Origin of the sequence: Microcoleus sp. Z1_B2 (assembly GCF_036700325.1) — a bacterium.
Classification (GTDB): Bacteria; Cyanobacteriota; Cyanobacteriia; order Cyanobacteriales; family Microcoleaceae; genus Microcoleus.
Window position 1 is genome coordinate 162845 of sequence record NZ_JAUBOQ010000002.1, and the last position, 26354, is coordinate 189198.

At 46.5% G+C, this 26354-nt stretch carries 11 protein-coding genes; 9 read left to right on the forward strand and 2 right to left on the reverse strand.

Annotated features, from left to right (window positions below; translation table 11 throughout):
- Window positions 1–38: 38 nt before the first annotated feature.
- The gene (locus QT984_RS01685) at window positions 39–10100 is read left to right on the forward strand and encodes a tetratricopeptide repeat protein (RefSeq protein ID WP_333372930.1); all 10062 of its coding nucleotides are present in this window, start codon (window positions 39–41) and stop codon (window positions 10098–10100) included.
- A gap of 210 nt (window positions 10101–10310) precedes the next feature.
- Here the strand turns inward: QT984_RS01685 and QT984_RS01690 are convergent, their stop codons facing one another.
- Window positions 10311–13529: a glycosyltransferase gene (locus tag QT984_RS01690; protein ID WP_333372932.1), complete on the reverse strand. Its 3219-nt coding sequence runs from the start codon at window positions 13527–13529 to the stop codon at window positions 10311–10313.
- Between the two features lie 190 nt (window positions 13530–13719).
- Here QT984_RS01690 and cobA point away from each other — a divergent pair, with 190 nt between their 5' ends.
- The 6 genes from cobA to QT984_RS01720 all read left to right on the forward strand — a co-directional run bounded on the left by cobA (window position 13720) and on the right by QT984_RS01720 (window position 18829).
- Complete coding sequence (gene cobA, locus QT984_RS01695; RefSeq protein WP_333053200.1) at window positions 13720–15306, forward strand: uroporphyrinogen-III C-methyltransferase; 1587 nt, start codon at window positions 13720–13722, stop codon at window positions 15304–15306.
- 32 nt (window positions 15307–15338) lie between these two features.
- The gene (locus QT984_RS01700) at window positions 15339–15530 is read left to right on the forward strand and encodes a DUF2281 domain-containing protein (RefSeq protein ID WP_333053201.1); all 192 of its coding nucleotides are present in this window, start codon (window positions 15339–15341) and stop codon (window positions 15528–15530) included.
- A gap of 16 nt (window positions 15531–15546) precedes the next feature.
- A complete protein-coding gene (locus QT984_RS01705) occupies window positions 15547–15909 on the forward strand; it encodes a type II toxin-antitoxin system death-on-curing family toxin (protein WP_333262256.1) in 363 nt (120 codons plus the stop codon).
- Between the two features lie 230 nt (window positions 15910–16139).
- Complete coding sequence (locus QT984_RS01710) at window positions 16140–17330, forward strand: tetratricopeptide repeat-containing serine protease family protein (protein WP_333053203.1); 1191 nt, start codon at window positions 16140–16142, stop codon at window positions 17328–17330.
- Window positions 17331–17417: 87 nt separating this feature from the next.
- Window positions 17418–17996, forward strand: coding sequence for a Uma2 family endonuclease (locus QT984_RS01715; RefSeq protein ID WP_333053204.1), 579 nt, complete (start codon window positions 17418–17420; stop codon window positions 17994–17996).
- Between the two features lie 200 nt (window positions 17997–18196).
- Entirely contained in the window at window positions 18197–18829 is a 633-nt protein-coding gene (locus QT984_RS01720; protein WP_333262261.1) for a restriction endonuclease subunit R, read from the forward strand.
- Between the two features lie 100 nt (window positions 18830–18929).
- Here QT984_RS01720 and QT984_RS01725 read toward each other — a convergent pair whose 3' ends face one another.
- Window positions 18930–24077 (reverse strand): CHAT domain-containing protein, encoded by a 5148-nt coding sequence (locus tag QT984_RS01725; RefSeq protein WP_333372935.1) that lies wholly within the window; start codon window positions 24075–24077, stop codon window positions 18930–18932.
- A 206-nt stretch (window positions 24078–24283) separates the two neighbouring features.
- Here QT984_RS01725 and coaE point away from each other — a divergent pair, with 206 nt between their 5' ends.
- Both coaE and patX read left to right on the forward strand, forming a co-directional pair.
- The gene (coaE, locus tag QT984_RS01730; protein ID WP_333372938.1) at window positions 24284–25015 is read left to right on the forward strand and encodes a dephospho-CoA kinase; all 732 of its coding nucleotides are present in this window, start codon (window positions 24284–24286) and stop codon (window positions 25013–25015) included.
- A gap of 969 nt (window positions 25016–25984) precedes the next feature.
- Window positions 25985–26188 (forward strand): heterocyst-inhibiting protein PatX, encoded by a 204-nt coding sequence (patX, locus tag QT984_RS01735; RefSeq protein ID WP_333208308.1) that lies wholly within the window; start codon window positions 25985–25987, stop codon window positions 26186–26188.
- Window positions 26189–26354 lie beyond the last annotated feature (166 nt).

Sequence of the window (26354 nt, forward strand, 5' to 3'; positions counted from 1 at the left end):
ATGTAACGGATGTAACGGATGTAACGGATGTCACTCCGATGGAAGGGGGAAGAAGCAAGAAGGAAGTCGGAAGTTCGGCAACGGATTATGTAACGGATGTAAAGGATAGAAGGAAGAAGGAAGAAGGAAGAAGGAAGAAGGAAGAAGGAAGAAGGAAGAAGGAAGGAAGAGTTAACACATTAGAAGAAGTTGGCAATTACCAGTTAGCGAACTCCCAAACAACTAAGACAACTATGGCTTCTCAAAAAAAATTGCGGAAATCTGCCTGTACACTGGGTGCCGAAGACTCTTTGAAATTAGCTTGGGAACATCACCAAGCGGGACGTTTGTTAGAAGCTGAGAATTTGTATCGGCAAATAATAGAAGTGCAGCCGGAATCAGCTAACGTGCTGTGTTTGTTGGGAATAGCGGCGAGACAGCAGGGAAAGATTGCAGAGGCGATCGACTTTTACGAAAAGGCGATCGCCCAAAACCGCGATTTTGTAGAAGCACATTTAAATAAGGCTAATCTTTTGCTCGATGTAGGCGAGTATCAAAGGGCGATCGCCAGTTACGAACAAGTCATCAAAATCCAGCCCAACTCCGCACTCGCCTACAATAATTTGGGCTGGTCAAAACAGCAATTAGGCGAAATAGATGCAGCTATTTTATATTACCAAGCAGCGCTGCGAATTGACCCCAATCTGCACGAAACAGCGCACAATTTAGGACATATATTTAAACAGAAGAATTACTTAAATGAGGCAATTGCCTGTTACCAGCACGCTTTAAAAATCAATCCAAATTTGACATATTCCCTGATGGGTTTGGGAACAGTTTGGCAGCAGCAAGGTAAATTAGCAGAAGCTCTCAACTGCTACCAGCAAGCGGTAAAACTAGACCCCAACAATCCCGAAGCTCACAACAATGTAGGAGCATTTTTTCACGAACAAGGCAATGCAAAAGCAGCAATATCCCACTACCGACAAGCCCTAAATTTAAAGCCAGATTTCGTGGAGGCTATTAATAATCTCGGACACGCTTTGGTCGATTTAGGAGAATTTCAAGAAGCTTTTTCTTGTCACAGTCGAGCCTTGGAATTGCAGCCAGAAAACGCGATCGCCCACCTGGAATTCGCCTTAACTTTGCTATTGTTCGGAGATTTTCAGCGCGGTTTTGCTGAATATGAGTGGCGGTGGCGCACTCCGCAACTACAACCGAGGCAATTTAAACAGCCGGTTTGGGATGGTTCGGATTTGCAGGGAAAAACTATTTTACTCCACGTCGAGCAAGGCTTTGGCGATTCTATTCAGTTTATTCGCTACGCGCCGATTCTTCGCAGCCGAGGGGCTAAAGTTATGGTGGCTTGCTATCCAGAACTGATGCGGTTGTTTGCGACAGTTGCCGGCATTGAATATTTATCAGTTCGTTTGGAAGGTTTACCAGAATTTGATGTTCACGCGCCGCTGATGAGTTTGCCGCGAATTGTGGGGACAACTCTGGAAACAATACCAGCAAATGTTCCTTATTTATATCCGCCTGCTGAGTGCAAATTTGCGCTTTCTTCTGATGCCAAGTTGAAGGTAGGGATTGTTTGGGCGGGAAGTCCGAAGCGCCGGAAAGACAATCAGCGTTCTTGCAGCTTGAGCGATTTTATTCGATTTTTGGATGTTCCGGGAATTGCTTTTTATAGTTTACAAAAAAACTTGTCCGAGAGCGATCGCACTTTGTTACACCAACACTTAGTGCCGGATTTAACTCCGCATTTGAACGACTTTGCTGATACCGCTTCGGCTATATCTCAACTGGATTTAGTCATTAGTGTCGATACGGCTGTGGCGCACTTAGCTGGTGCTTTAGGAAAACCGGTTTGGGTGCTGCTTTCTTTTGCTCCTGACTGGCGTTGGCTGCTGGATCGCGAAGACAATCCTTGGTATCCAACTGCGAGGCTTTTTCGCCAAAGTCAGCCGGAAAGTTGGCAAGAATTGTTTGAGGAAGTACAGGCGGCTTTGAGTTTATTTGCGATCGCCAATACTGCTAGTTATTCCGAGGAGTCTGCCAAAGATTCGCTTGACTTCGTTTCACTCGCAATGACGGCTAATCATAAGCCTGACCTCGATTATGTAGCTGTCAAAATGACAGGTGCAAGCGTAGTTCAAGAGAGTAAACAAATATTTGCGATTGCGAGCGAAGGGTTAGCAGAAGGCTCTGCAGCTAAGCAATCGCAGGGGATTGAGACATCGATTGCGATCGGAAACAGCGGGGAGAATTTGGTTGTTTTAGAGGATTTATTGCGGCAAGCAGAGCATTTAATGGAAACAGGCGATCGGGAAGAGGCGATCGCCCTTTACGAACAGATTATATCTCTTGAGCCAAATTGCGTTCAAGCGCGGATTAATTTTGGTTTTCTCAAGCAAGAAAAGGGCGAATTAGAAGCCGCTATCCCGCACTACCGAGAAGCTTTAGCCATCGCTCCAAATATTCCTCAAACAGCTTACAACTTGGCCAAGATTTTTGAGGAACAAGGTCAAGCGGAAGAGGCGATCGCACATTACGAGCAAGCTCTTGTAGCTCAACCGGATTTCGTACCTGCACTGATTAATTTAGCCGTGGCGCTGCAAGAAAAAGGCGAACTTTTCAGGGCGATCGAGCTGTACCGGCGAGCGCTGGAAATTAATCCGCATAGCTGGGAAGCTTACAACAATCTGGCAACTGTTTTGCAAGAACAGGGCAATTTAGAAGATGCGCTGGATTATTATCACAAAGCTCTAGAATTGCTGCCGGATTTTGTGGAAGCTATCAACAATTTAGGCAGGACATTTCTGGAAAAAGGTGCGGTAGAAGATGCGATATCCTGCTACAGACGAGCGATTCATTTAAATCCAAATCATGCTAGCGCTCACCTGAATTTATCCTTGGCTTTGCTGTTGGTGGGAGATTTGGAAAATGGTCTCGCTGAATACGAGTGGCGCTGGCAAATTAAAGAATTTCACACTGGTCATTCCTGTTTTTTGACGGGGCCGGATAATAGTGTTTCGGCAAGAGAATACCGGCCTCTATGGGACGGTTCTGATTTGCTGGGAAAGACTATTTTGCTGCACGCCGAACAAGGTTTAGGTGATTCGCTTCAGTTTATTCGCTACGCTGCGATCGTCAAAAATAAAGGCGGTAGGGTTATTGTGGGCTGTTACCCGCAATTGCACCGTTTATTTGCAACGGTTGAGGGCATTGATTTGCTAATAGTTAAAGGGGAGCCACTGCCGGAATTTGACGTGCAAGCGCCGATGTTGAGTTTGCCCTATATTCTTGGTACAAATCTGCAAACAATCCCGGCAAATACTGCTTATTTATCTCCGCCAGCGGGTGCTGAATTTGGACTTTTGCCCGATCGCACTTTGAAAGTTGGGATTGTCTGGGCGGGGAATCCAAAACACCGCAAAAACAAGCAGCGTTCGTGCAGTTTGAGTCAGTTTCTGCCGCTTTTGGACGTTTCGGGGGTAAGTTTTTACAGCTTGCAGAAAGAGGTTTCTGAGGCCGATCGCGCGCTGTTGAATCAAAGGTCGATCGTAGATTTGAGCCCGCATTTTGGCGATTTGGCCGATACTGCTGCTGCGATCGCCAAACTGGATTTAGTCATTAGCGTCGATACCGCTGTCGCCCATTTGGCGGGGGCTTTGGGCAAACCAGTGTGGATTTTGCTGGCGTTTTCGCCGGATTGGCGGTGGCTGTTGCAGCGCGAAGATAGTCCTTGGTATCCGACGGCGCGGCTGTTTCGCCAGCATCAGCGGGGCGACTGGGAGGACGTTTTCGATCGGGTGGCGGAAGCTCTAGGCGCGGTTGCTGCTGCATTTGTCCCGTCGGATGGGGCGGATGCAGAGTTTCGGTTGGGCGTGGATTTGCAGCAGCAAGCCGATTGGGGCGGTGCGATCTCTTGTTACGAGCGAGCGATCGCGATCGATCCTAATTACGCAGCCGCGCACAGCAATTTAGGCGTTGTTAAACAGCATACCGGCCAGCTAACAGAGGCGATCGCGCACTACCGACAAGCCCTCTTCATCGACGGTAATTTGGCGGAAACTGCGAGCAATTTGGGCAGCGCGCTCGCGGAAGCAGGGGAGACTGAAGAGGCGATCGCAGAATATCAGCGGGCGCTTTCTTTGAACCCGAATTGCGCGGAAGCGCTGATTAATTTGGGCCTGTTGCGGGAAGAGCAAGGGGATGTGGCGGAGGCTATAAGCTGCTACGAGCAAGCGATTCAAGTCAATCCTAATTGCGCGGCGGCTTATTTGAATTTGGGAATTGCTTTGGAGGCACAAGGGGAGGATGCGATCGCGAATTACGAACGGGCGATCGCGAATTACGAACAGGCGATCGCGATCGCTCCCAATGATGTGGAGGCTTTGCAGCATTTAGCATACGCCTCGATCCGACAGGGCAAAATTTCCGATGCGATCGCATACTACGATCGAGCTCTGGCGCTGCAACCGGATTGGGCAGAAACTGATCTCGCTTATCTGAGTTCACTGTCTAGCCCAGATAAGTTGGATGAGGATTTAGCTGTTTGCCAGCAAGCGATTCAGGCATCGCCAGCCAGTGCACAGGCTCACGGCAATCTGGGAATTGTCCTGCACAAACAGGGCAAAATTGAAGATGCGATCGCCTGCTACCAGCAAGCTTTGAGGCTGAAACCCGACTTTCCACAAGCTTTGAACAATCTCGGCAAAGCTTTTGAGGAAGCGGGAAATATGGCAGAGGCGATCGATTGTTACCGTCGGGCGATCGTACTCAAACCCGGTTATATCAATCCCCTCACCAGTTTGGGAAGTGCTTTGCACGATCGCGGACAATTTGCGGATGCTCTCACCTACTACAGCCAAGCAGTTAAATTTAATGTCGCTAGCCCCGAATCTCACCTAAATTTAGGTTTAGCTTTGCTGCTGGCGGGAGATTTTCAGCGTGGTTTTTGCGAGTACGAATGGCGACTCCTAGTTAAAGAAAAACAGTTCCGGCGCCACAACTTTATTCAGCCGGTTTGGGATGGTAAAAATTTGGAGGGAAAAACTATTTTGCTTTGCCCGGAACAGGGTTTAGGCGATGCAATTCAGTTTATCCGCTATGCAGATTTAGTCAAACAAAAAGGCGGTAGGGTAATTGTTTGGTGTTTGCCGCACTTGCAGCGCTTGTTTGCAGAAGTTTCTGGAATCGATGCGTTAATAGTTAATCCAGAGGATGCGCCGGATTTTCAAGTGCGCGCGCAGCTCATGAGTTTGCCTCATCTTCTGGGAACAACTTTAGAAACTATACCCGCCAAAGTTCCTTATTTAGCTCCGCCGCCCGGTTGGGAATTTACTCTCAATCCAACTACTAATTTGAAAGTGGGAATTGTATGGTCAGGAAATCCTAAAAATTCCCAAAATAAGGTGCGATCGTTACCGCTAAAATTGTTGACAAAACTGTTAGATATTCCGGGAGCAGATTTTTACAGCTTGCAACAGGAAATGACAGCAGACGATCGCGCTTTGTTAGAGCAAATAGCCGTAACAGATTTAAGCTCTTATTTGCACGAATTGGCGGATACTGCGGCGGCAATCTCGGCTCTGGATTTAGTGATTTCTGTAGATACTTGTGTGGCACACTTGGCTGGTGCTTTGGGCAAACCCGTGTGGATTTTGCTGTGTTTTGTGCCGGATTGGCGGTGGATGTTGCAACGCGAAGATAGTCCTTGGTATCCCACGGCGCGGCTGTTTCGCCAGTCTACAGCGGGAGATTGGGAAGGAGTTTTAGAACAAGCTGCTTTGGCGCTGAGAGAAAGAATTGTCCAGCATAAACCAGCTATACCGCCCAGAGAAAGTCTAACCAATATTGAATTATATCAAAGACAGTTTAATCAGGGAAATATTCTCAAGGCGCAAGGAAGATTTGCCGAGGCGATCGCTTATTTTAAAAATGCTTTGGTTTTGCAGCCAAATTCGATAGAGACCGCCACGAATTTGGCAGTGACGCTGCACCAAACAGGCGATTTAGCCGAAGCTGCCACCTATTATCAGCGCGCGAGCGAAATTGACCCTAACTGCGCTCAATCTCACAATAACTTGGGTATTTTGCTGCAAGATCAAGGCAATATAATGGCTGCTATATCTTGCTTTCAAAAGGCGATCGCCCTGAATCCGGTTTACGTCAAAGCTCTCAACAATCTCGGCGCGATACTCCAGCAGCAGGGCGAGTTGCCAAGTGCGATCGCGTGTTTTCATCAAGCACTTTCTGTCAATTCCAATTACGTGCCGGCGCTGGTAAATTTGGGTGCGGCGATGCAAACACAATCTCAGCTAGACGAGGCTCAACGGCTTTACGAGCGGGCAATTGAAGCAGAACCTAACAATCCTGCAGGACACTATCACCTGGGAACGTTACGCTTGGGGGCGGGAAAAATAGAACAGGCAATTTCTAGCTTGGAACGAGCCATATCTTTGAACCCTAATTATCTAGAAGCTCTTACTAATTTAGGCAGTGCTGTTGAACAATTAGGAGACGTAAATCGAGCAATTTTGTGTTACAGTAAAGCTCTCGAACTTGATGCAAATTGTGTTAAAAGTCACTTCAATTTAAGCTTAGTTTTGCTGTTAACTGGGGACTTGCCGCGCGGTTTAGCAGAATACGAGTGGCGGTGGCAAACAGAACAGGCGAAAAAATTGCCACGGTTGAATTTTAATCGACCAGTTTGGGATGGTTCAGATTTGAATGGGCAAACTATTTTGCTCCGATCCGAACAAGGTTTGGGCGATGCTATTCAATTTGTGCGATACGCAGCCATTGTGCAGCGAAAAGGCGGCAAAGTAATCCTTTCTTGCTATCAAGAACTGAAGCGTTTATTTAAGCAGATTCCTGGCATCGAACAAGTGGCGGTTCGGATGGATGAATTGCCCGATTTCCAAGTGCAAGCACCGCTGATGAGTTTGCCTCATATTCTGGGAACAAATTTAGAAAATATACCCGCAAATGTTCCTTATTTAGCTGCGCCGCCGCATTGGCAATTTTCTCTAAATTCCGATGGCAATTTCAAAGTTGGGATTGCGTGGGCGGGAAGTTCGGAACATTTGAAGGATTTTCAGCGATCGAGCGATTTAAGCTATTTCCTGCAATTGTTAGATGTTCCCGGTGTAAGTTTTTACAGTCTTCAGAAAGACTTATCGCCTGAAAATCGTACTTTGTTAACTCAAATTCCCGTGATAGATTTGAGCGACAATTTGAACGATTTTGCCGATACTGCGGCGGTGATATCGCAACTAGATTTAGTAATTTGCGTGGATACTGCGATCGCCCACTTAGCCGGTGCTTTGGGTAAACCCGTATGGATTTTGCTGTGTTTTATGCCGGATTGGCGGTGGATGTTGGAACGTGAAGATAGCCCTTGGTATCCGACAGCGCGGCTGTTTCGGCAGCAAACACCGGGCGATTGGGAGGAAGTATTCGATCGCGTAAAAACAGCCTTGCTAGAGAGCATAAAAACAGCCTTGCTAGAGAGGGCGAGCACGGGGGCACCGCCCCTACAATCTACTCGTTTCCAGGCTGTGCCTGGTAACGGAGATACCGAAGCTTCGCCTCGATTTGCCTTATCGCCGCCACAGGTACAATTTTACATAGCAAAGGCCTTAGAAAAACAAGGTCAAAAAGCAGAGGCAGCCGCTCGTTATGAACAAGTAATTGCCGCCTCACCCAGCCACGCAGAAGCCCACAGTTGTTTAGGTTATCTCAAACAGGAAAACGGGCAAATAATCGAGGCAATTTCGCATTACAAACAAGCGCTAGAAACCGATCCCAATCTGAGCGAAACAAACTTATATTTGGGTTCCGCCCTCGAAGAACAAGGAAAAGTCGCAGAGGCGATCGACTTCTACAATAAAGCAATTCAACTACGTCCCAACTCGCCAAATTGGCGCTTGAGACTAGCCTTAGCTTTGCTCTTAACTGGAAATTTTGAGCGTGGTTTTGCGGAGTACGAATCGCGCTGGCAAACTCAACAATTGGATCCGCGCTCTTTTGAGAAACCACTTTGGGACGGCTCTGATTTGCAGGGAAAAACAATTTTATTGCACCCTGAACAAGGTTTTGGTGATACGATACAATTTATCCGCTACGCAGCTTTAGTTAAGCAAAAAGGCGGCAAAGTTATTGTGGCTTGTCATGTCTTGCTGAAGCGTTTATTTGAAGGAATTGCCGGAGTCGATCGAATTGGAGTCAAGCCGAGCGATTTGATTGATTTTCAAGTGCAAGCCCCGCTGCTAAGTTTGCCCAGAATTCTGGGAACTACTTGGGAAAATATACCGGCGAATATTCCTTATTTAGCACCGCCACAGGATTTTAAATTTTATTTAAAGCCGAACAATAAACTCAAAGTAGGTATCGTGTGGGCGGGCGGCCCGCTGCACCGCAACAACCATCGGCGATCGTGTAAATTGAGCGATTTTGTGAATTTTTTAGATGTTCCTGGAGCTAGTTTTTATAGCCTTCAGAAAGATTTATCACGGGGCGATATTACTTTATTAAAGCAACACCAAATTGAAGATTTGAGCGAACATTGCGTCGATTTTGCCGACACCGCAGCAATTATTTCGCAACTCGATTTAGTAATTTGTGTAGATACTTCTGTCGGGCATTTGGCTGGTGCTTTGGGCAAACCAGTCTGGATTTTGCTGTCTTTTGTGCCCGATTGGCGCTGGATGCTGGAACGCGAAGATAGCCCTTGGTATCCCACTGTGCGTCTGTTTCGCCAGCAAAAAGCCGGTGATTGGGATGGAGTGTGCGATCGTATAAAAGCAGCCTTGCTAGAGAGGGCGGGCACGGGGGCACCGCCCCTACAATCTACTCGTTACCAAGCTCTGCCTGGTAACGCATATTCAGAGGCTCCGCCTCGGCTTCAACCCCCAGAAACTCCCCCACAAATTACCGGAATGGGCATCAGTTGGCCGATCGGCATCACCAGCGGCTGGGGAATTTACGCCCTGAATTTAACACTACAACTGCGGCAAAATCCTGCCTGGGAAGTTGCACTTTTAACACCGCCATCAATCACCTCAGAATCGATGAATCCGCTGCATAAATCGCTGTTGTTACCTGTCATTGAAAAGCACAAAAGTTTTCAGGAATTAGTAGCAACCAATTCCGACAAACAAATCAGTTGTAATTTTCCCGTACTTTACGCTTTAGGGAATAATTTAGCATCCTCTGGAGTTGACAATCAAATTACCAGCGATTGTCAAATAGGAGTCATATTTTTTGAAGACACGCGAATCACAGCAGAAGCACTAGAAACAGCCAAAAAATATAGCGTGATTGTCGCCGGTTCTAACTGGAATGCCGATGTTTTGAGAAGCTGCGGCTTGACTAATGTGGCGATGGTACATCAAGGAATTGACCCAACAATTTTCCATCCTGCACCCAAATCTAATCTATTTGGCGATCGCTTCGTCATTTTCTCCGGCGGCAAACTGGAATATCGCAAAGGTCAAGATATTGTAATTGCCGCTTTCAAACGATTTCGCGCCAAACATCCAGAGGCTTTGTTACTAACAACATGGCACAACTTCTGGCCTCAGTATATGCTAGGAATCGAACAAACTGGAAACGTTGCGGGACTTCCCAATATCAACCGGGACGGAAGTTTAGGAATTTCGCAATGGTTAGTGGCTAACGGTTTGCCCGTTGACTCTTTTATCGACATAGGCTTAATTCCCAATCACCTCACCGGACAAATTTTGCGAGAAGCCGACTGCGCTGTTTTCACCAACCGCTGTGAAGGCGGTACTAATTTAGTCGCGATGGAAAGTATGGCCTGCGGAATTCCGACTATTTTATCAGCAAATACTGGTCATTTAGACTTGATTTACAGCCACATTTGCTATCCTTTATGGAGTCAAGGACGAGTTAAACTAACTCCTCCTTTTTCCGGTGTAGAAGGTTGGGGAGAGTCTGATGTGGCAGAAGTTGTCGAGGCTTTGGAGCAAGTTTATACTAATCGGCAACAAGCTAAAAGTCGCGGTTTAGCAGCGGCTAATTTCATGCTGGATTGGACTTGGGAAAAACAGGTTAAGCGTTTTTTGGATGTTATATCAAATTCGATTTAACAATCATCTTTTTACGGCGAATAGAATTCGATCCTCCACAAACAAAGTTTGTTTTTGTGGACTCAATAATAAAGAATCATATCATGTCCGATCGATCGCCCATAATACAATTGCCGGGGCGGGTTTGTGAGATTGTCCGTTTTTGGCAAATATTATTGGTGAACCCGCCCCTACAGGAATCAGGGTAATCCACCGGACATGATATCAAGATTAACTTGCGATTAGTTCCAATAGCTTTTCAGCATTATTCACGCTTTCCATATCGTAAAGTTCCCGGTTGTAACAAACAATTTGTGCTACTAATTTGTGATGATATTGTTGAGCTTTTTCATTTCTAGAACCATGAACCTGACGATAATTAAGAACTATTTCTCTCGTTCCAAAAAAAGGAATGCTATGTTTGTGACAATTAACCCAAAATTCCCAATCCTCATAACCTTCTTTCATCTCTGCTTTGTAACCGTTGACCAAATTCCAAACTGATTTGTGATACAATGAAGACGGGTGAATCATATTAGATTGCTTGATATTTTCCGGCGAATACAAATCGTAACTGGGTACGGTGCGCTTTTCATTGCCAAACAGTTGATAAGAACCAAATGCTATGCAAGGTACTTTGGATTTTAGACATATTTCTAAAAGACAAATCAAGGCATTGGGATCTAAAATATCATCGGCATCTAAGGGCATTATGTATTCGCCGCTTGCTGCCGATATGCCAGTATTTCTAGCCCTTGATATCCCTTGATTAGCTTGTTCTATTAGCCTAATTTGATGCTGGGGATTTGTTGCTATCAATTTTTTGGCGGCTGTGCTAGTAGTATCTAAGCTGCCATCATTAACAATGATTATTTCCCAATTTTTGTAAGTTTGATTGATAACGCTAGTTACTGCTTGCGACAAAAAATGAGCTTGATTGTAACAGGGAATAATCACAGATATTAAAGGTCGATCTGCCGATTGTGGCGAAGGTGCAACTTGTTTGACACTTTCTGATTGTAAATTCTGTCCCGAATTTCTAGCAGCTTGCAAGCTGTAAAAATAAATCTTGGGATGGACGATCGCTAATTGATTCAGATCGGTATTTTGATACTCATTTACTAACCTCGGATATCCCGACAAGTGCTCTTGTTTAACAAAAATCAAGATATTCTGAGCGTACCAAGGCTCGACTTTTTCATTGTTCCATATTTTTTTTCTCAAGCAGTCAATAACTGCATAGCCGTTTTGCTGAAAGTAATAAACCCAATATTGTGGCCACTGTTCGTTAACGTGTTCGACGCCTCCTTGAAATGGTATCGCAGCAGAAAACAGAATCACTGGTGCTAGTTGAGTGAGAGAATTAACAAAGTTTTCGGCACAGGTAGCCGGTAAATGTTCGGCAACTTCCAGAGAAATTGCTAAGTCAAACTTTCTGTTTATTTGCAGCGGTTGCTTTAAATCGGCGGATTGGAACTGATTTAAAGGAATTTGTAAAATAGTGCGATCGACATAATCGCCATCTATTCCCAAACAATCAGAAATTCCCAACTTGTGAAACGCAGCTAACCAGCTTCCCGTACCGCAGCCCACATCCACCACACTTTTAGGTAAAATGGGTTGCAGCAAGTCTAACAGCAGGGGAATAATTTCTCTAGCAGAAGTGCGAGTTCCTTCTCCGATTAATTGGTAAAAATCTCTTGTATAAAATGACTGTTGGTTTTGATTAGTTTGGCTGGCTGTTTGAGAATTAGTTGTCTCTAAACTGCTAATCTTGTACCCGTGCAAATGTGCTGGCAACTGCCAGGAAATCTTGGGATCGGGTTGATGTTTTACTGGCTCGACTTTGCCCCGCCAAGCAGCACCCATAATTTGCATTGTTTGATAAATTACAGTATTCCATCCCCTTTCTTTCAAGTAGTCTAAACCTTTAGCAACATCGGGAGCGGTTAAATCGTGAAATAAAATTATTGCATCTTCCTCAGCCAATTTTTCACACGCAATGGCATCATTTAACGGCCCATCACCTCCGTGTTCTCCGTCAATAAAAATTAACGACCATTTGCGGTTGAATTGAGCGGAATATTCTTCTACTCGTTGGGGGCTATAGCCTGGTATTAGCTCGACTGATGTTTGAACGCCCGACGCATTTAGAGCACCTTGAATTGAATCGATGACGCTTTGTCTGATGTCTTCTCTTTCTAACAGCGGATCGACAACATCTAATTCAACTCCGGCGAGTGCTAAGTGACAGGCAGACCAACCCAGCCAGCAACCTATTTCTAATGCTTTTTTACCTTTGAATTGCAGAGCCGTATTGTAAAGAATATGTGCTTCGTCGCGGCTGAGAAATCCGACTGAGTTAGCACGGCGATCGACATACCAATTGTGCTTGATTTCCCGGCGCAAATAAGGCCACGAACAAGTCTGAGTATCCCCAACAATCATGTTGGGGAAGTACGCATCGGGGAGAATAACTTTCAATCCGGGCGAGACGTAATCTCCGGCGGGCAGCCAAGTATTGTTTGTGATTTCCAATAACGGCAGTAATGTCATTTGTTCTGGTGTTAAATTAGGATAGTTTTGCTTGTTTATCGGTTGGTAGCGGAGACTAATTTCTATTTGATTTCTGTCCGTCGTTGCTAATTTTACTAAGTCGTGTTTGTATCCAGTCAGGTGCAGGATACCGATTTTTTCTTGTGGCAAATACGGCTCGACAAAACAGGCTTGGTGCTTGTCCCAAACAGGCAAACCAAAGTTGCAACTCCAGTTGCACCGAGCCGGGAGCATCTCTGTTTTGTCAAACATTTCAGTGCCGTAAATTAACCGATTTAAAGCTATTTGGTCGGTCATTAAAGAAACGTGTCGCTGCAATCCCTCTGCCAGATATTCTGCCCACATTTCCCAATGAGGTGCGTCTTTTTGCAGCGCGAAAATACCTGCATTTATGGTTGGATAGCTGTGCAACTGTTGGGCTACTTCTTCGCCAAAAGCTGCCTGATAATCCCGGTAAACAAATTGCCAGTACCAAGGCAGTTTGCCGTAAGCTAAATAATAACCCCGGTCGAGTTCTGCAACAACTGCTAAACCGCGTTTAGCCGCGCCTTTAACTAACAGTTCAACAGCTTGCCAATCTTGCACCCAAGCATCGGCATCTATCCAAAGGTAGATGTCAAAACTAGGAAAATATCGACGGAGAAACGGACGCGCTAAAAGTCCTTTGAGATAGTGAGGAGCTTCATTTCTACCAGAAAAGTCAAAGTCCCAATCAGGCTTTTGAATGATATTAACTTGTGTTTTTAACCAATGCAACTGTTCGGGAGTGCAGCCGAGATCGAAAAAGCCGATCGCCACATTCTCACCCTCTGGTTTTTCCCGCACCGATAAAATAGTACCTTGCACCAATTCAAAGTAATTTGCATCGGCGGCCGTGATGATGATAATCTGCATAAATAGTAACGGGTGCATCTCGTTGGGTGGGGGCGGGTTTATGTAACCTGTTTGCACCGTTGAGGAGAAGGGGTGAACCTCCCCCTACAGGCTGCTTGAAAAGTCTGATTAAATTATAGGATAGGGTAGGGTGCGCCCAAGCACCGCAATATTCATAAAACTATACTATCGAGACGATCGAGGAGGAATTGTGAAAAACCACAAAGGGAAAGTTTATTTAGTCGGTGCGGGGCCCGGAGATTGTAACTTGATGACAGTGCGATCGCACAAACTGCTATCCCAAGCCGAAGTCTTAATCTACGATGCTCTTATCGACATCCCGCAACTCGAATTAATCCCAGCAAATTGTCGAAAAATCGAAGTCGGTAAACGCGGCGGCAAACCTTCCACCCAGCAGGAAGAAATTAACCGTTTGCTGGTAGAACATTGCCAACTAGGAAAACAAGTAATCCGCTTAAAAAGTGGTGATCCGTTTATTTTTGGTCGTTCTAGTTCCGAAATTCAAGCATTAATCACAGCGGGCTGCGACTTTGAAGTAATACCCGGAATATCCTCCGCCTTAGCCGCACCTTTACTAGCAGGAATTCCCCTCACAGATCCGGTAATGAGTCGCTGTTTTGCAGTGATGAGCGCCCACGAACCGGATGCTTTGGAATGGGAAGCATTAGTGCAGATAGAAACTTTGGTAATATTGATGGGAGGGCGCAATTTAAGCGAGATAATTTGGCAATTGCAAAAGCACGGACGATCGCCCGAAACTCCGATCGCCATTATCCGAAATTGCGGCCGCCCCGAACAGCAAATTTGGCTAGGCACTCTCTTCAACATTGTACAGCAAACAGCAGGTCAATCTCTGTCGCCTTGCGTAATCGTAATTGGGGAAGTAGTTAGATTGCGCGAATATTTAATCCAGCCAGAAAGCACAAATATGATCGATACACCAGTCACCATTAATAACAGCCAATTGCCGCTAGCAGGAAAAACCATTTTAGTCACGCGATCGGTTTCTCAGTCTGCTGAATTTAGCGATCGACTCCAGCAACAAGGAGCCCGCGCGATCGAAATGCCCGCCTTGGTAATTGGGCCCCCGTCCACTTGGGAACCATTAGACAGTGCGATCGCACAATTGTCAAGCTTTCACTGGTTAATTCTCACTTCCCACAACGCTGTAGACTGCTTTTTTCAAAGATTACAAGCAAAAGGCAAAGACGCCCGCAGCTTGTTTGGTATTAAAATCGCAGTTGTCGGGAAAAAAACAGCAGAAAGTTTGCGATCGCACTCTCTACAACCCGACTTTATTCCCCCCAACTTTGTCGCCGATTCCCTAGTCGAGAACTTCCCCTGGCAGGGCGGGCACGGGGGCACCGCCCCTACAAACTGCAAAATCCTATTTCCGAGAGTAGAAAGCGGCGGCAGAGAAGTTTTAGTTAAAGAATTCACCGCCAAAGGAGCGCAAGTAATAGAAGTGCCAGCTTACCAATCTTGCTGTCCCGAAACTATCGATCCGATCGCCCTATCCGCACTCCAAAACCAAGCCGTAAATATCATAACCTTTGCCAGTTCCAAAACCGTGCATAACTTTTGCAATCTCCTCGAAAAAAGCCCAGAATTATCCCTGTCTAAGGATTGGTTGGAAAACGTTTGCATCGCATCCATCGGGCCGGAAACTTCCAAAAGCTGTCAGAATTTATTGGGTAAGTTAGATGTGGAAGCCAAAGAATATACCTTAGACGGATTGACTGAGGCGATCGTCCAATGGGCACAAGCGAGGTTGTAAAATAGTTGTACGATCATTAGGAGGAAAGAAACATGACCGCAAAAGACCAACTTCTTCAAGAACTAGACCAAGTACCAGAACCCGTGCTGCTGAAAGTGCTTGAATTTGTCCGTTCCTTAAAGACTGAAGAAGAACAACAAAAACTAGAAGCCAAAGCATGGCAGGCATATCTAAATTCCGAACACGAAAGAAAGGAGGTTTACCGTCGCCTTGCCAACTCCTAATTTTGTCAGCAAAAGTATGGTTTTAAGTATCCACGCCAGACAGATAGAGAGGTTTGGCGGCACTCCCGGCGTTAGAGATGAAGGTTTGTTAGAGTCGGCTTTGGCTCAACCGCAAGCAACTTTTGGCGGTCAATTTTTGCATTCAACGATTAGCGAACAAGCTGCCGCCTATCTCTATCACATAGCGATGAATCATCCCTTTATTGACGGCAATAAACGATCGGCTTTTGCAGTGACAGATACCTTTTTGCGTTTGAATGGTGGCGCTTTGAATTTGACCGACGATGAAGTATATGATTTAGTCATGCGAGTCGCGCGGGGAACGATGACTAAGGAAGAACTAACCACCGAGTTGGAGTCATGTATTGTTGAGGTTTAATAAGTAAGTTTGGCAGTGCGCTACATTGAGATTAAGTAAGATGCGCCGATAAGCGCCCTACAGTGAAATAGCGAATCGCGGAACAAAAAAGCGAGTAAAGTTATCACTAAAGAACAAAGCCGAGATCCCTTGCGTCAAGCCAGTAATAAAACTAAACAGAAAATAGCACCAACCGCCGATCGCCCTTCCTCCACCAAATCCCGCTACCCAGCTACTAATTAGCAATAGCCATGAATATAAATTTTTCTCGTTACGACACCTTAACCACCCTGCTAGCAGGAACTACCGCAGCCTTAACCATAGTCATCAGTCAGCCCGCGATCGCCAAAACCCCCCAAGAAGTCGCCAGCATTGCCGGGCCGCTGACAGTACAAATTAACAGTGCTCTCGGAGACGGTTCTGGGGTAATTATTGCCAAAACAGGCAAAACTTACACAGTTTTAACAGTCAACCACGTCGTAGAAAAAGCAGACGTGAAATACACCGTTCGCACGTCTAAAGGCAAAAACTATCAAGCAACCTCCGTCACCCGTTTGCAAACCGCCGAAACTGACCCGGATTTAGCCGTAGTCAAATTTGAAAGCCCCGAAGAATATCCAGTCGCGACGATCGCAGATTCCGATCAAGCCGTCATCGGCACTCAAATCTTCGTTTACGGCTATCCCGCTACCGGCGGACTTTTCGGCGCTGAACGAGAACCCGAACTCTCTCCCGGACTCGTTACCAGCCGCCCCAGCAACCGCCCGGAAGGTTACACTTTGCGGTATCAGGCCGTAACTTGGAGTGGCATGAGTGGCGGCCCAGTTTTTGACTCCGAAGGCCGAGTCATCGGTTTACACGGACAAGGGGAATTCGGTTTTGCTCAAACCAGTTCCGGCGAAGTCGCCCCAATTAAAACCGGATTTAACGCAGCAGTTCCCATCAATACATTTATCGCCAAGCTAGTGGCGGCGGGAATAAACAAATCCGAGTTGAAAGTAGACAATACTCCCGCAACGATCGGCCCGGTATCCACCGCCAATCCCCAAGACGCCCAAGCCTATTATTTTCGAGGACTTTCGCTGTTAGATCAAGGAGATGCTTGGGAGGCGATCGCGGATTTCAACAGAGCACTCGCTTTCAAGCCCAAATATACCCCTGAATTGTATTTTAATATCGGTAATGCCCGCACTTTCATCACCGCCGGCTTAGCCCAACTCGAACCCACACGCGGTTCCAATGCTATTCAAGCATACACCCTGGCGATCGAAGCCAATCCCGGTTTTGCCGACGCTTACTACAACCGAGCTTTAGCTTACCTGGACAACAAAGACCAACCGAAAGCAATTGCCGACTTCCAAAAAGCAGCAGAACTTTACAAGCAAGGCGGCAGAACCAGCGCCTATCAAGACGCGCTCAACAGAATCAAGCAATTGCAGTAGACTTACAAGTTAAGAATTAAGAATTAAAAATGGGATTATTCATTTTTAATTCTTAATCACGTTCATACAAACAGCAGGTAAATAACCATGACTGCTATCACCTTAAACCTCAACTCCCTGATTAAACTAACTTCAGAACAGTTTTATCAACTGTGCGAAGAAAACCCTGACTTGAAACTCGAACGCAACGCCAACGGAGAATTAATCGCCATGCCGCCAACCGGAGGAGAAACAGGGAAACGCAATGTCAAATTGACTACACAATTGGATGTGTGGAACGAACAAACCGAACTCGGCGAAGTGTTTGATTCCTCCACAGGATTTACTCTGCCCAACAAAGCCGATCGATCTCCTGATGTCTCCTGGGTAGAAAAATCCCGCTGGTCAGCTTTGACGCCCGAACAAAGAGAAAAATTCATCCCGCTTTGTCCCGATTTTGTCATTGAATTAGTCTCGCCCAGCGACAGTTTGAAAAAAAGTCAGGAAAAAATGCAAGAATATATGGAAAATGGCTGCCGTTTGGGTTGGCTAATTAACCGCAAAAAACGGGAAGTTGAAATTTATCGCCCCGGTCAAGATGTGGAAGTTTTACAATCTCCTCTCATTCTTTCTGGGGAAAATGTTTTGCCGGGATTTGTTCTCAATTTGCAAAAAATTTGGAATTAGCAGAATTTAATTTTGACTTATATCATCTTCTGTAAAATAACCTTTACCATTTCTTAGGGAGGAATGCCAGTCCGAGCGATTTGGATTAGGACTCTCAGTCCTCATTACAAACCAATTTTGTTATAATCTTTCGAGGGGACATAATATTAGCTGGAAATTGATAAAATTGTAATTACTCATAAAATTAACTGGCTCGAATTATGGTTCAAACAATTCAAGCTAAAAATGTCACATTAGAAGAATTAAAAACAGTTTTTGACCTTCAACTTGTCACAGACGACCAATTTTTCCGAGAATGGCAAGATGAGTTACCAGAAATTACCGACTTTCAAAAACGACAGCTAGATCAGATGAAAGCGGGTTACTTCAACTTGTTAGAGTATCCGCCGATGCTGGAAAAAACCATTAGTTTGTCAATTGTCTCTCCGCTGTTATTTGCAGGCGAGTTTTATCTGCATCCTTTCTACATTAAACCAGAAAAATCCGTCGAATTTTCCGAAGAAGATGAAGGGGTTATCATCAAAGGCAGCATCGACACTTTAGTTTTAAAAGAGCAGTTGTGGCTGATGGTAATAGAATCGAAACTCGTTTCGTTTTCGATCGAAGCGGGATTGGCGCAAATTTTAGCTTATATGCTGGCAAATCCCAACCCGGACAAACCTAGTTACGGCATGATTGCTACAGGCGGCAGTTTCATCTTTGTCAAATTAGTTAACGGAGAATCACCTCGATATAGCACATCTAAGGGGTATCTCACCCGGAACCCCGGCAACGAACTTTATGACGTGCTCCGCATCCTCAAACGGCTGACTCAATTAGTGATTAGTCAGTAGTTATTGGCAATTGGGAATTGGCCCGCGCAGGGAATTAGGCATTAATCTTCCTTCTTCCCTCTTCCTTCTTCCTTCTTCCTTCTTCCTTCTATCTTCAGAATTACCACGGCGAACCGATCATTGTAAAAGCGGCCCAATAATAAGGATGCGACAAATTTCGATCGCCCCTGGCGGCCAACTCCGACGGCAAAGGCAGAGCTTGATTGTTGCCCGATCGTACCAAATAACCATCTTGCAACCGCACTTCACCCCGCAACATCGCCAACTGCGCTTGCCGCAAAGCCTCAGCCTTAATCGGCGCTGTACGCAACTGCTGGTAAAACTCAGTCATCAGCCCCAAAGTACCGACATCGCTGACATACCACAAACTCGCCAAAGCCGATTTTACCCCCGCGTGCACCGCCAACCCCGCAAACCCCAACTCAGCTTGTTCGTCTCCCACCGCCGTAGTACACGCACTCAAAACCAATAACTCCACCTGCGGGTTAGATAACTTCAACTGATCCAACTGATTCAACCGCAACTTAGTATCCCAAAACTGAATGTAAGAATTTTGGGCCCCCCCAGGCTGAAAATCGCCGTGAGTAGCTAAATGAATAATTTTGTATTGCGATTGATTGCGCTTCTGCTTCAAATTTGCCAAAGTAAAAGCTTCATTAAGAAAAGACGAACCAGGCCAAATCTTGCCCACAATTGTCGATATTTCCAACGGCACCGCAGGCAAAGGATTTTGATCGTATTTGGCGGGAAAATTCGACGCACCCATCGCTAAAACTTCAGAACCCTTAACATCGGCATAGCGAGTATCAGTTAAACTCAAACTCGGAATCAGCCCCAAACTGTACTTTTCTACCAAAAACTGCTTGCCGTCGTAAAGAGCAGCTAAAGGCAAAGTTCGCAAACCGGCATCCATCGAAAACACCAAAGTGTCAATCTTGTTAGCCTCCAATTCCGGTTGCAGCGGTGCAATTAACCACTGGTAAAGTTCCTCGGCAGGTTGCTTGTAATCAACAGCATTCAATCTCCTGGGACTTCTGATAGCATTAGTAAATTCTTTAGCAACTTTGAGCACTGTCTCGCGGCTTGCCGGCACACTTTTAAAAACATTTTTGCCGTCTGGCAACAACAACACAAGTTCTAAATGTTTGTCTTTTGCCCATACGTAAAGGATGGCGGGTTTAACCCCAGTCAATTGATTGACACTGCTGAGAGTATCTCGAATACTTTGCTGTGTGACTGACTTTTCAGTCACAGTGCCCCCAAAGTAACGTTCAAAGTCCCGCCCCTGAGTTCTATCCCTTTGCTGCACTGCGTCGATCGGATTTATTTGCGCGATCGAGTTCGATCGAGAAATCTCAGGAACCCTCACATTCCCGATACCTTCTGACGTTACCGCACTCCCCGGCTTCTGTGGAGTTTTTGCCACGCTGGCGTTTTCTGTCACCGCAGGCGCGGGCAAATTGTCTTTTAACACCGACGGCGATCGCACTACCGGGCCGGCAGCAGTCTGGTTAGACTGCGCCTCAACAGACGCAACAGCAGGTTCTGGCGAGACATTTGCGTTACTGAGCTTTGGCGCAGACACTGGGGGGCCGAGACTCACCTGAGTCACAATTTGTTGAGAATTCTCTGTAGTTTGCAGTTCCACAGTGGTAGTTGGTGCCGGAGTCGGCACGATCGCCAGCGGCCCGATCGCAGTTGAGGAAGTGGCAGTATTCGACTTCGAGTTTCCAGTCCCAACAGTCGCCGCCGTGCAGGTTCCCGACGGGCAAGAGCTTTGCAGCAGCGTCTGTGAACCCGATTGAGCCAGCCCTTCTGTAGAAATGCTGACCTGGGCGGGTTCAGCAGCCGTTCCTGTTCCCGGTGGCCGAAATGCTCCCCCAGCCTCGATCGCCACATCGCCGCCGGTATTGCCGCGAGCTTTGATCGAAACAACTTCAACATCTTTCTGGCCAGTAATTTGGCTCGAACCGGCACTTCCCGATTGCGAACTCGAGTTAATCACCCCTGTAACGATCCGGCCCGGCGCAGCAATCGAAATATCTCCCCCGCTTCTGGCACCAAAAGCATCGATATTGCCGGTTTCTACCGCACCGGCGCTGCGAATATTGATAGGGCCCGCCACCCCGGAAGTTGAGCGAGATGAAACCGTACCAGCAGTCAAATTGCCTTGGGTGCTAGTGATATTAATCCCCGCAATCGAGGTAACGTCTCCGACGGCTACAGTACCGCCCATCAGAGAGATCGTGGCGTTATCAGTACCGACGATCGCACCCGTTCCCACGATCGCGCCGGTATCCAACGGCGAGCGAATCGTCATCGGATCTTGAAATGTCACCGCCACTGGCGTGGAATTTGGCGTGGAATTTGGCGTTGGAGAACCAATCGAGATCGCACCGCTACCGTCAGCGCGCCCGATCGTCATCGAAGCAAACCCATTCCGAAAAGTGTTCAATTCAGCAGCAGTCAAGTTCAGAGCTTCTGTATCGCCAGAACCTTGAATTATAATATTTTGACTGGGATCGGCAGGTTGCAGCACCAGATTGCCGTTGCTGGCGATCGAATTTTTGTCACCCGTCAAGTCAATTTCGTTGCCAGTTAAAGTAATATTTCCCGGTGTTTTCGAGCCGCCAGCTTCGATCGCCCCTGCAGTGACTCCATTGCGCCCCGTTAGCGTCACATTCCCCGCGCGATCGCCCCTCGTGTCGATCGCCCCAGCAGTCACCGTACCCTGTGCAGTAACACTCACATCTCCCGCCGAATTGCCTATATCTTCGGGAGGATTGACAGAAGTGTTGATGGTGCGGGCAGTTCCAGTAAGTAGCTGACCGGTTGTGACATTGCCTGCGGTGCTGACGATGCGAATTTCCTGATTGTTGGTAGTGATATTTCCGGTTCTGATATTGCCGTCAGCTTTGAGAGTAATTGAGGCCTTGTCTGCCCCTGTCAGGGAACTTGTAGTAGTGATTGTCCCCAAACCCGCTGGCGATTGAATAATTAGCGGATCGTAAAATGTGAAATCGTTAGCAATCAGAATTGAACCGATACCGTTGCTGCGCCCGATCGTAATTCCAGCAAACCCATTTTCCAAACTTCCGAGGTCGTTTGCGGTCAGATTCAAATAAATATTAGTACCGACATCTCCAGAACCGCCGATCGCAATATTTTGACCAGGACTCCAAGGTTGCAGTACCAAAAAGCCAGTACCGCTGACTGAATTTTTGTCACCTTTAAAATTAATTTCATTACCAGTCAAAGTAATGTTTCCCGAACCCCCTGCGATCGAGCTCACTCCCAGAACATTTCGAGCCGTCACAGTGACATTTCCCGTCGCTTCCGGGCCGCTGGCATCAAGTTTTTGCGCCGTTACATTCAGGCCTTCGAGCAAAATATTTCCGCTGCTGCCAGTGCTGGGATTGGATGAAGAAATCTTGTTGGCAACAGTCGAACCCGGACTAATCAAACTAATATTTCCGCCGTTACTTGACAAATTGCCCGCTGTAATTTGACTTCCCGAAATGGTTATAGCACCGCCAGCCGTGCTAATTGTATCGGCCGCATTCATCGAAAAAGCACCCGCACCATTGCCATCCGCATCTGCTCTAAATGTTACCGAACCAGTAGTTGCTTGAAAGCTCAACTGATTGTCCGCCAAATCAGCAATTGTAATATCATTGAGCGCTTCGAGAACCACATTTGCAGTCGCCGACATACTTTCCAAAGCTCTAGCCGAAATTGTCAGCGAAGGCTCAGAATTGTTTTCCTGTCCTGGTAGCGTTCCTGTTGCCAAAATATTATTGTTAGCAATTATTTCCGCATCGCCCGCAGCTTCTGGGGAATCTGTAATGAAAATATTTTCAGGATCTAACAGCAAAGTCCCCAAACCGTTTGTCCCAGAGGTATCAACAGTACCGTTAAAAATCAATCTTTGCTTACCCGAAACTTCCACAAACCCCCCAACACCTGCGGTTCCCGTTGCAGAAACGCCATTGGCGCTGATGCTGCCCAAAAATGCTGTTGTGTTGTCAGCCCAGACAACAACTCTGCCGCCGTTGCCTGATTCAGTTGCGTTGGCTGCGATCGAACTTTTGCCATCCACGTAAGTCATCCCGGCAGTCGGCACAGTTCCCTCGCCTCGGTAATCTCCCCCGATCCGCACCGTTCCGCCACCGTCCGGGCCCGAAGCCTCAATCTTCGCTCCCAATAGCCCTACCTTGTCACCCAACACGTTGACGCTTCCTCCGACGCCCCCCCTGGCAGACACGTCTGCAGCACCCCCTACCAGAGCATTTCCAGCCCCTGCAGGCACTGTTTGGCCGCCTGTGAGCACCACTTCACCTTGAGCGTTCGTAGTTATACCCGTAGCGTGAGCCACGCCGGGGCCAGAGAGCAGCCGAGGTAAACTCAGCCCAGAGAAGGGAACAGCTTCCGAACCCGACACTGCTGCTGCCGGAGAAACTTCTAAACTCAGCAAAAGTCCGTTTTGACTCAACCGCACCAGATTTTCGCCCGGAACAGCCGCCACAGTAATTTGACCGCCTGGGGCTGAAAGTTGTCCTGTACTGATGACCGTACCGCCCAGCAAAGTCAAATTTTGCCCGGTGCCGACAGCCAAGTTACCGGCATTGACAATACTCCCCGGCTGTGGGCCAAAAGCAAAAGCATTGGGCGTTCCGACGAGGGCCGCGAAGTCGTTCGCCCCAGTACCGTTGAACCAACCGTCGTCAAAACCGATACCGCTAGCGGTGGTAGCCAAAAAAGACCCGGACACGTCGAGTCGGGCATTTGTTCCGAAGATAATGCCTGCGGGATTCATCAGCAACAAATTAGAATTGCCGCCACTAACTTGAATTAGACCATTAATTAAGGAAGCATCGCCCCCGACAACACGGCCGAGGATATTTTTAACGCTTGGGTTGGAGATGAAATTGGCAGTTTCGCCCGAATTCAGATTGAACCGAGTAAAACTGTGGAACAAATTTGCTCCGTCTCTGGAGGTAGTGCCGCCCTGAATGTCGTAGCGAGGAGGCGACGCTGTACGTGGGGCGGTGACATTGGTTCCGGTGCCGTCTGGGGCTGGAGTAATAGATTGTGCCGCAGCAATTTGAGATTGGGGATAAATTGCCACGAGTACCCATCCGTTGCTGTTTTCTTTGAGGAAAACCAGGTTGGGGAAAAAATCTAATATCAAAAATCCAGCAATGGGAATTGCTGCCAAAATCGACCGCACAGCACGTTGAGCATTCATAAGTTTGCCTCGGTCTAGACCTTAATTCGAGTTTAAAATTGAGATTTTAGGTAAAAAAGAGTCGATCGCACCCAATGCTGACACTTCCTAACGCGAACTCTCGATCGCAAATCTTAAAATTTAAGTCTAAATTTGATTGTGTCACCAACATAGCAAAGACTGACAGTAAGTGTCGAAACACAGTTCCGTTTAAACGCCTGAAAATTATGAGCGATCGAATTGTCCGTCTGATCGGTTTAACTGGGGGCATCGCCACCGGTAAAACCGCTATATCTAATTATCTGGCCGATGCCTGTGGATTTCCGATTTTAGATGCCGATATTTTTGCCCGCGAAGCTGTGAGCCCCGGTTCGCCAATACTTGACTCTATTGTAAAACGATACGGCGCGGGTATTTTGCTCCCGGACGGCAATTTAAATCGGCCAGAGTTGGGAAGTATTATTTTTTGTAACGCAGACGAGCGGCAGTGGTTGGAACAACAGATTCACCCTTACGTGCGCCGCCGATTAGTTGAGGAAACTCAAAGCTACATTGCTGCATCGAGTTTGGTATCCCAAGACACACAGGATTTAGGTAAAAAGACTCAAGAAACCGGCTTGTTTCACCAAAAGCTAGAACGAAGTATTGTTGAAAAAAAATCCGGTTTCTGTGCCAAGGTTGACACGTTGACTTTGGTTTTGGTAGTGCCGCTGCTGTTTGAAGCTAACATGACTGACTTGTGTACCGAAATTTGGGTAGTGTACTGTTCACCCGAAGTGCAGTTAGAACGACTAATGCAGCGAGATGGCTTAAGTTACGATCGAGCTAATGCCCGCATTAACGCCCAGTTGCCGCTAGCTCAAAAGTGTCAACAAGCTGATGTTGTTTTGGACAACTCGTCAACCCTCGACTCGCTATTCCAGCAGGTAGATGTGCAACTCAGTCGCTGTGAGATTTGATATTTGAGATTGACTCGGCGATATGAGTTTTAAAACCAGGTTTTTTTAATTTCTGCGCGGCAGTTAGTCCATTTTAGATGTGAGATTTGAGATTGAATCCACGATTTTGCGAAGGGGCTTTTTTCCCTCAACCGCTTTCGACTCCTCCTTGAGAATGGCGCGTCACCGCTCTTGTCACAAAGCCAGATCAGAAAAGATCCGAAAAAATCAAAGATGCACAATTTATTTAAAAATACAAGAGCAACCATTTATGAAGTTAATGTGAAAATTAGGCATTGCCTCCTTTAAGGAATCTCATTCACCAAGATATTTATATGTAATACCAATTCTCCCAACTCTTGCAACAATTATGAGTTTTTGGTTTGTTTACGCTCACGCTTCAGGTAAGGTTCGTCGCTTGGAGATTGTCGCTCTTTTTTAGGATTGGCAGGTGGCGACGCACCCGGAGCGCTACTGTTGCATGAGTTTTGAGAATTAGTATAACGTCCTGATGGCGCGCCTGGGTACTCTCTTGTTGTGTCTGTAATCCCCGGTTGCCACTTCAACTCAATAAATTATCAAGTTAATCATAAAAGTAGTAAAACTTTACAATTGGCGCTTTTTGTTTCTTTCTTGGAAGACTGTTTCAAAAGGATTCCAGGGGCGATACCCTTTTAAATTTTATATTTTAGATTTTAGATTGGGGAATGATTTATAACTACGAGGGCTGGGAATACGGGCCTAGAAGAGTAGCATTTTTTTGTGAACATGGTCTTGAATTCTGCTGGTTGCCCGCAACTAGCAGAGAACTAGAAATTACCAGCGAAAAAGCGAGCTAGATGAGGGATTTAACCCGCTTTTAACCAAAATTCAAAAAAATTGCAGGTGCCGTCACTTACTAATTGATGATTTCACCACAATTATTTTTTTTATCCTGATAGCAGAGTACAGACTGCGTATCAAGAAGGGAAAATACACCCACCAAAATTTATGATGCGCGTTTACTCTTCCATCCTGATGTCAAGCCTGTTACTGAGTGCTGGCGCAGTTAATGCTCAAAGCTTAGAAACTCGATCGACCTTTTTTGCTCAAGACAACTCTGCTCCCGAAATTTTAACCGCCATAGCCGACTCTCAGACCTTTTACGATAAGGAGCCAGATAATAAGCCGCCACAACGAGGAAGCGGGAGATAAAGCCGAAAAAAGCGATAATTGCAGGGAATTAGGGGGAGAATGGGAGAAAAGAAAATTGGGATAAGAAGAGAAAAATTGAATATTTCGAGCCATTAATTGCGGACTTACGTACTGCGTAGCAAAAAACCGATTTTTCAGCAGTATTTGACGAGTCAAGGCATAATTG

What these genes read in the sequence shown, in the direction of transcription:
- QT984_RS01685 (WP_333372930.1), top strand. Translation starts at nt 39, where the DNA reads ATGGAAGGGGGAAGAAGCAAGAAGGAAGTCGGAAGTTCGGCAACGGAT.
- QT984_RS01690 (WP_333372932.1), bottom strand. Translation starts at nt 13,529, where the DNA reads ATGCAGATTATCATCATCACGGCCGCCGATGCAAATTACTTTGAATTG.
- QT984_RS01700 (WP_333053201.1), top strand. Translation starts at nt 15,339, where the DNA reads ATGACCGCAAAAGACCAACTTCTTCAAGAACTAGACCAAGTACCAGAA.
- QT984_RS01705 (WP_333262256.1), top strand. Translation starts at nt 15,547, where the DNA reads ATGGTTTTAAGTATCCACGCCAGACAGATAGAGAGGTTTGGCGGCACT.
- QT984_RS01710 (WP_333053203.1), top strand. Translation starts at nt 16,140, where the DNA reads ATGAATATAAATTTTTCTCGTTACGACACCTTAACCACCCTGCTAGCA.
- QT984_RS01715 (WP_333053204.1), top strand. Translation starts at nt 17,418, where the DNA reads ATGACTGCTATCACCTTAAACCTCAACTCCCTGATTAAACTAACTTCA.
- QT984_RS01720 (WP_333262261.1), top strand. Translation starts at nt 18,197, where the DNA reads ATGGTTCAAACAATTCAAGCTAAAAATGTCACATTAGAAGAATTAAAA.
- QT984_RS01725 (WP_333372935.1), bottom strand. Translation starts at nt 24,077, where the DNA reads ATGAATGCTCAACGTGCTGTGCGGTCGATTTTGGCAGCAATTCCCATT.
- coaE (WP_333372938.1), top strand. Translation starts at nt 24,284, where the DNA reads ATGAGCGATCGAATTGTCCGTCTGATCGGTTTAACTGGGGGCATCGCC.
- patX (WP_333208308.1), top strand. Translation starts at nt 25,985, where the DNA reads ATGATGCGCGTTTACTCTTCCATCCTGATGTCAAGCCTGTTACTGAGT.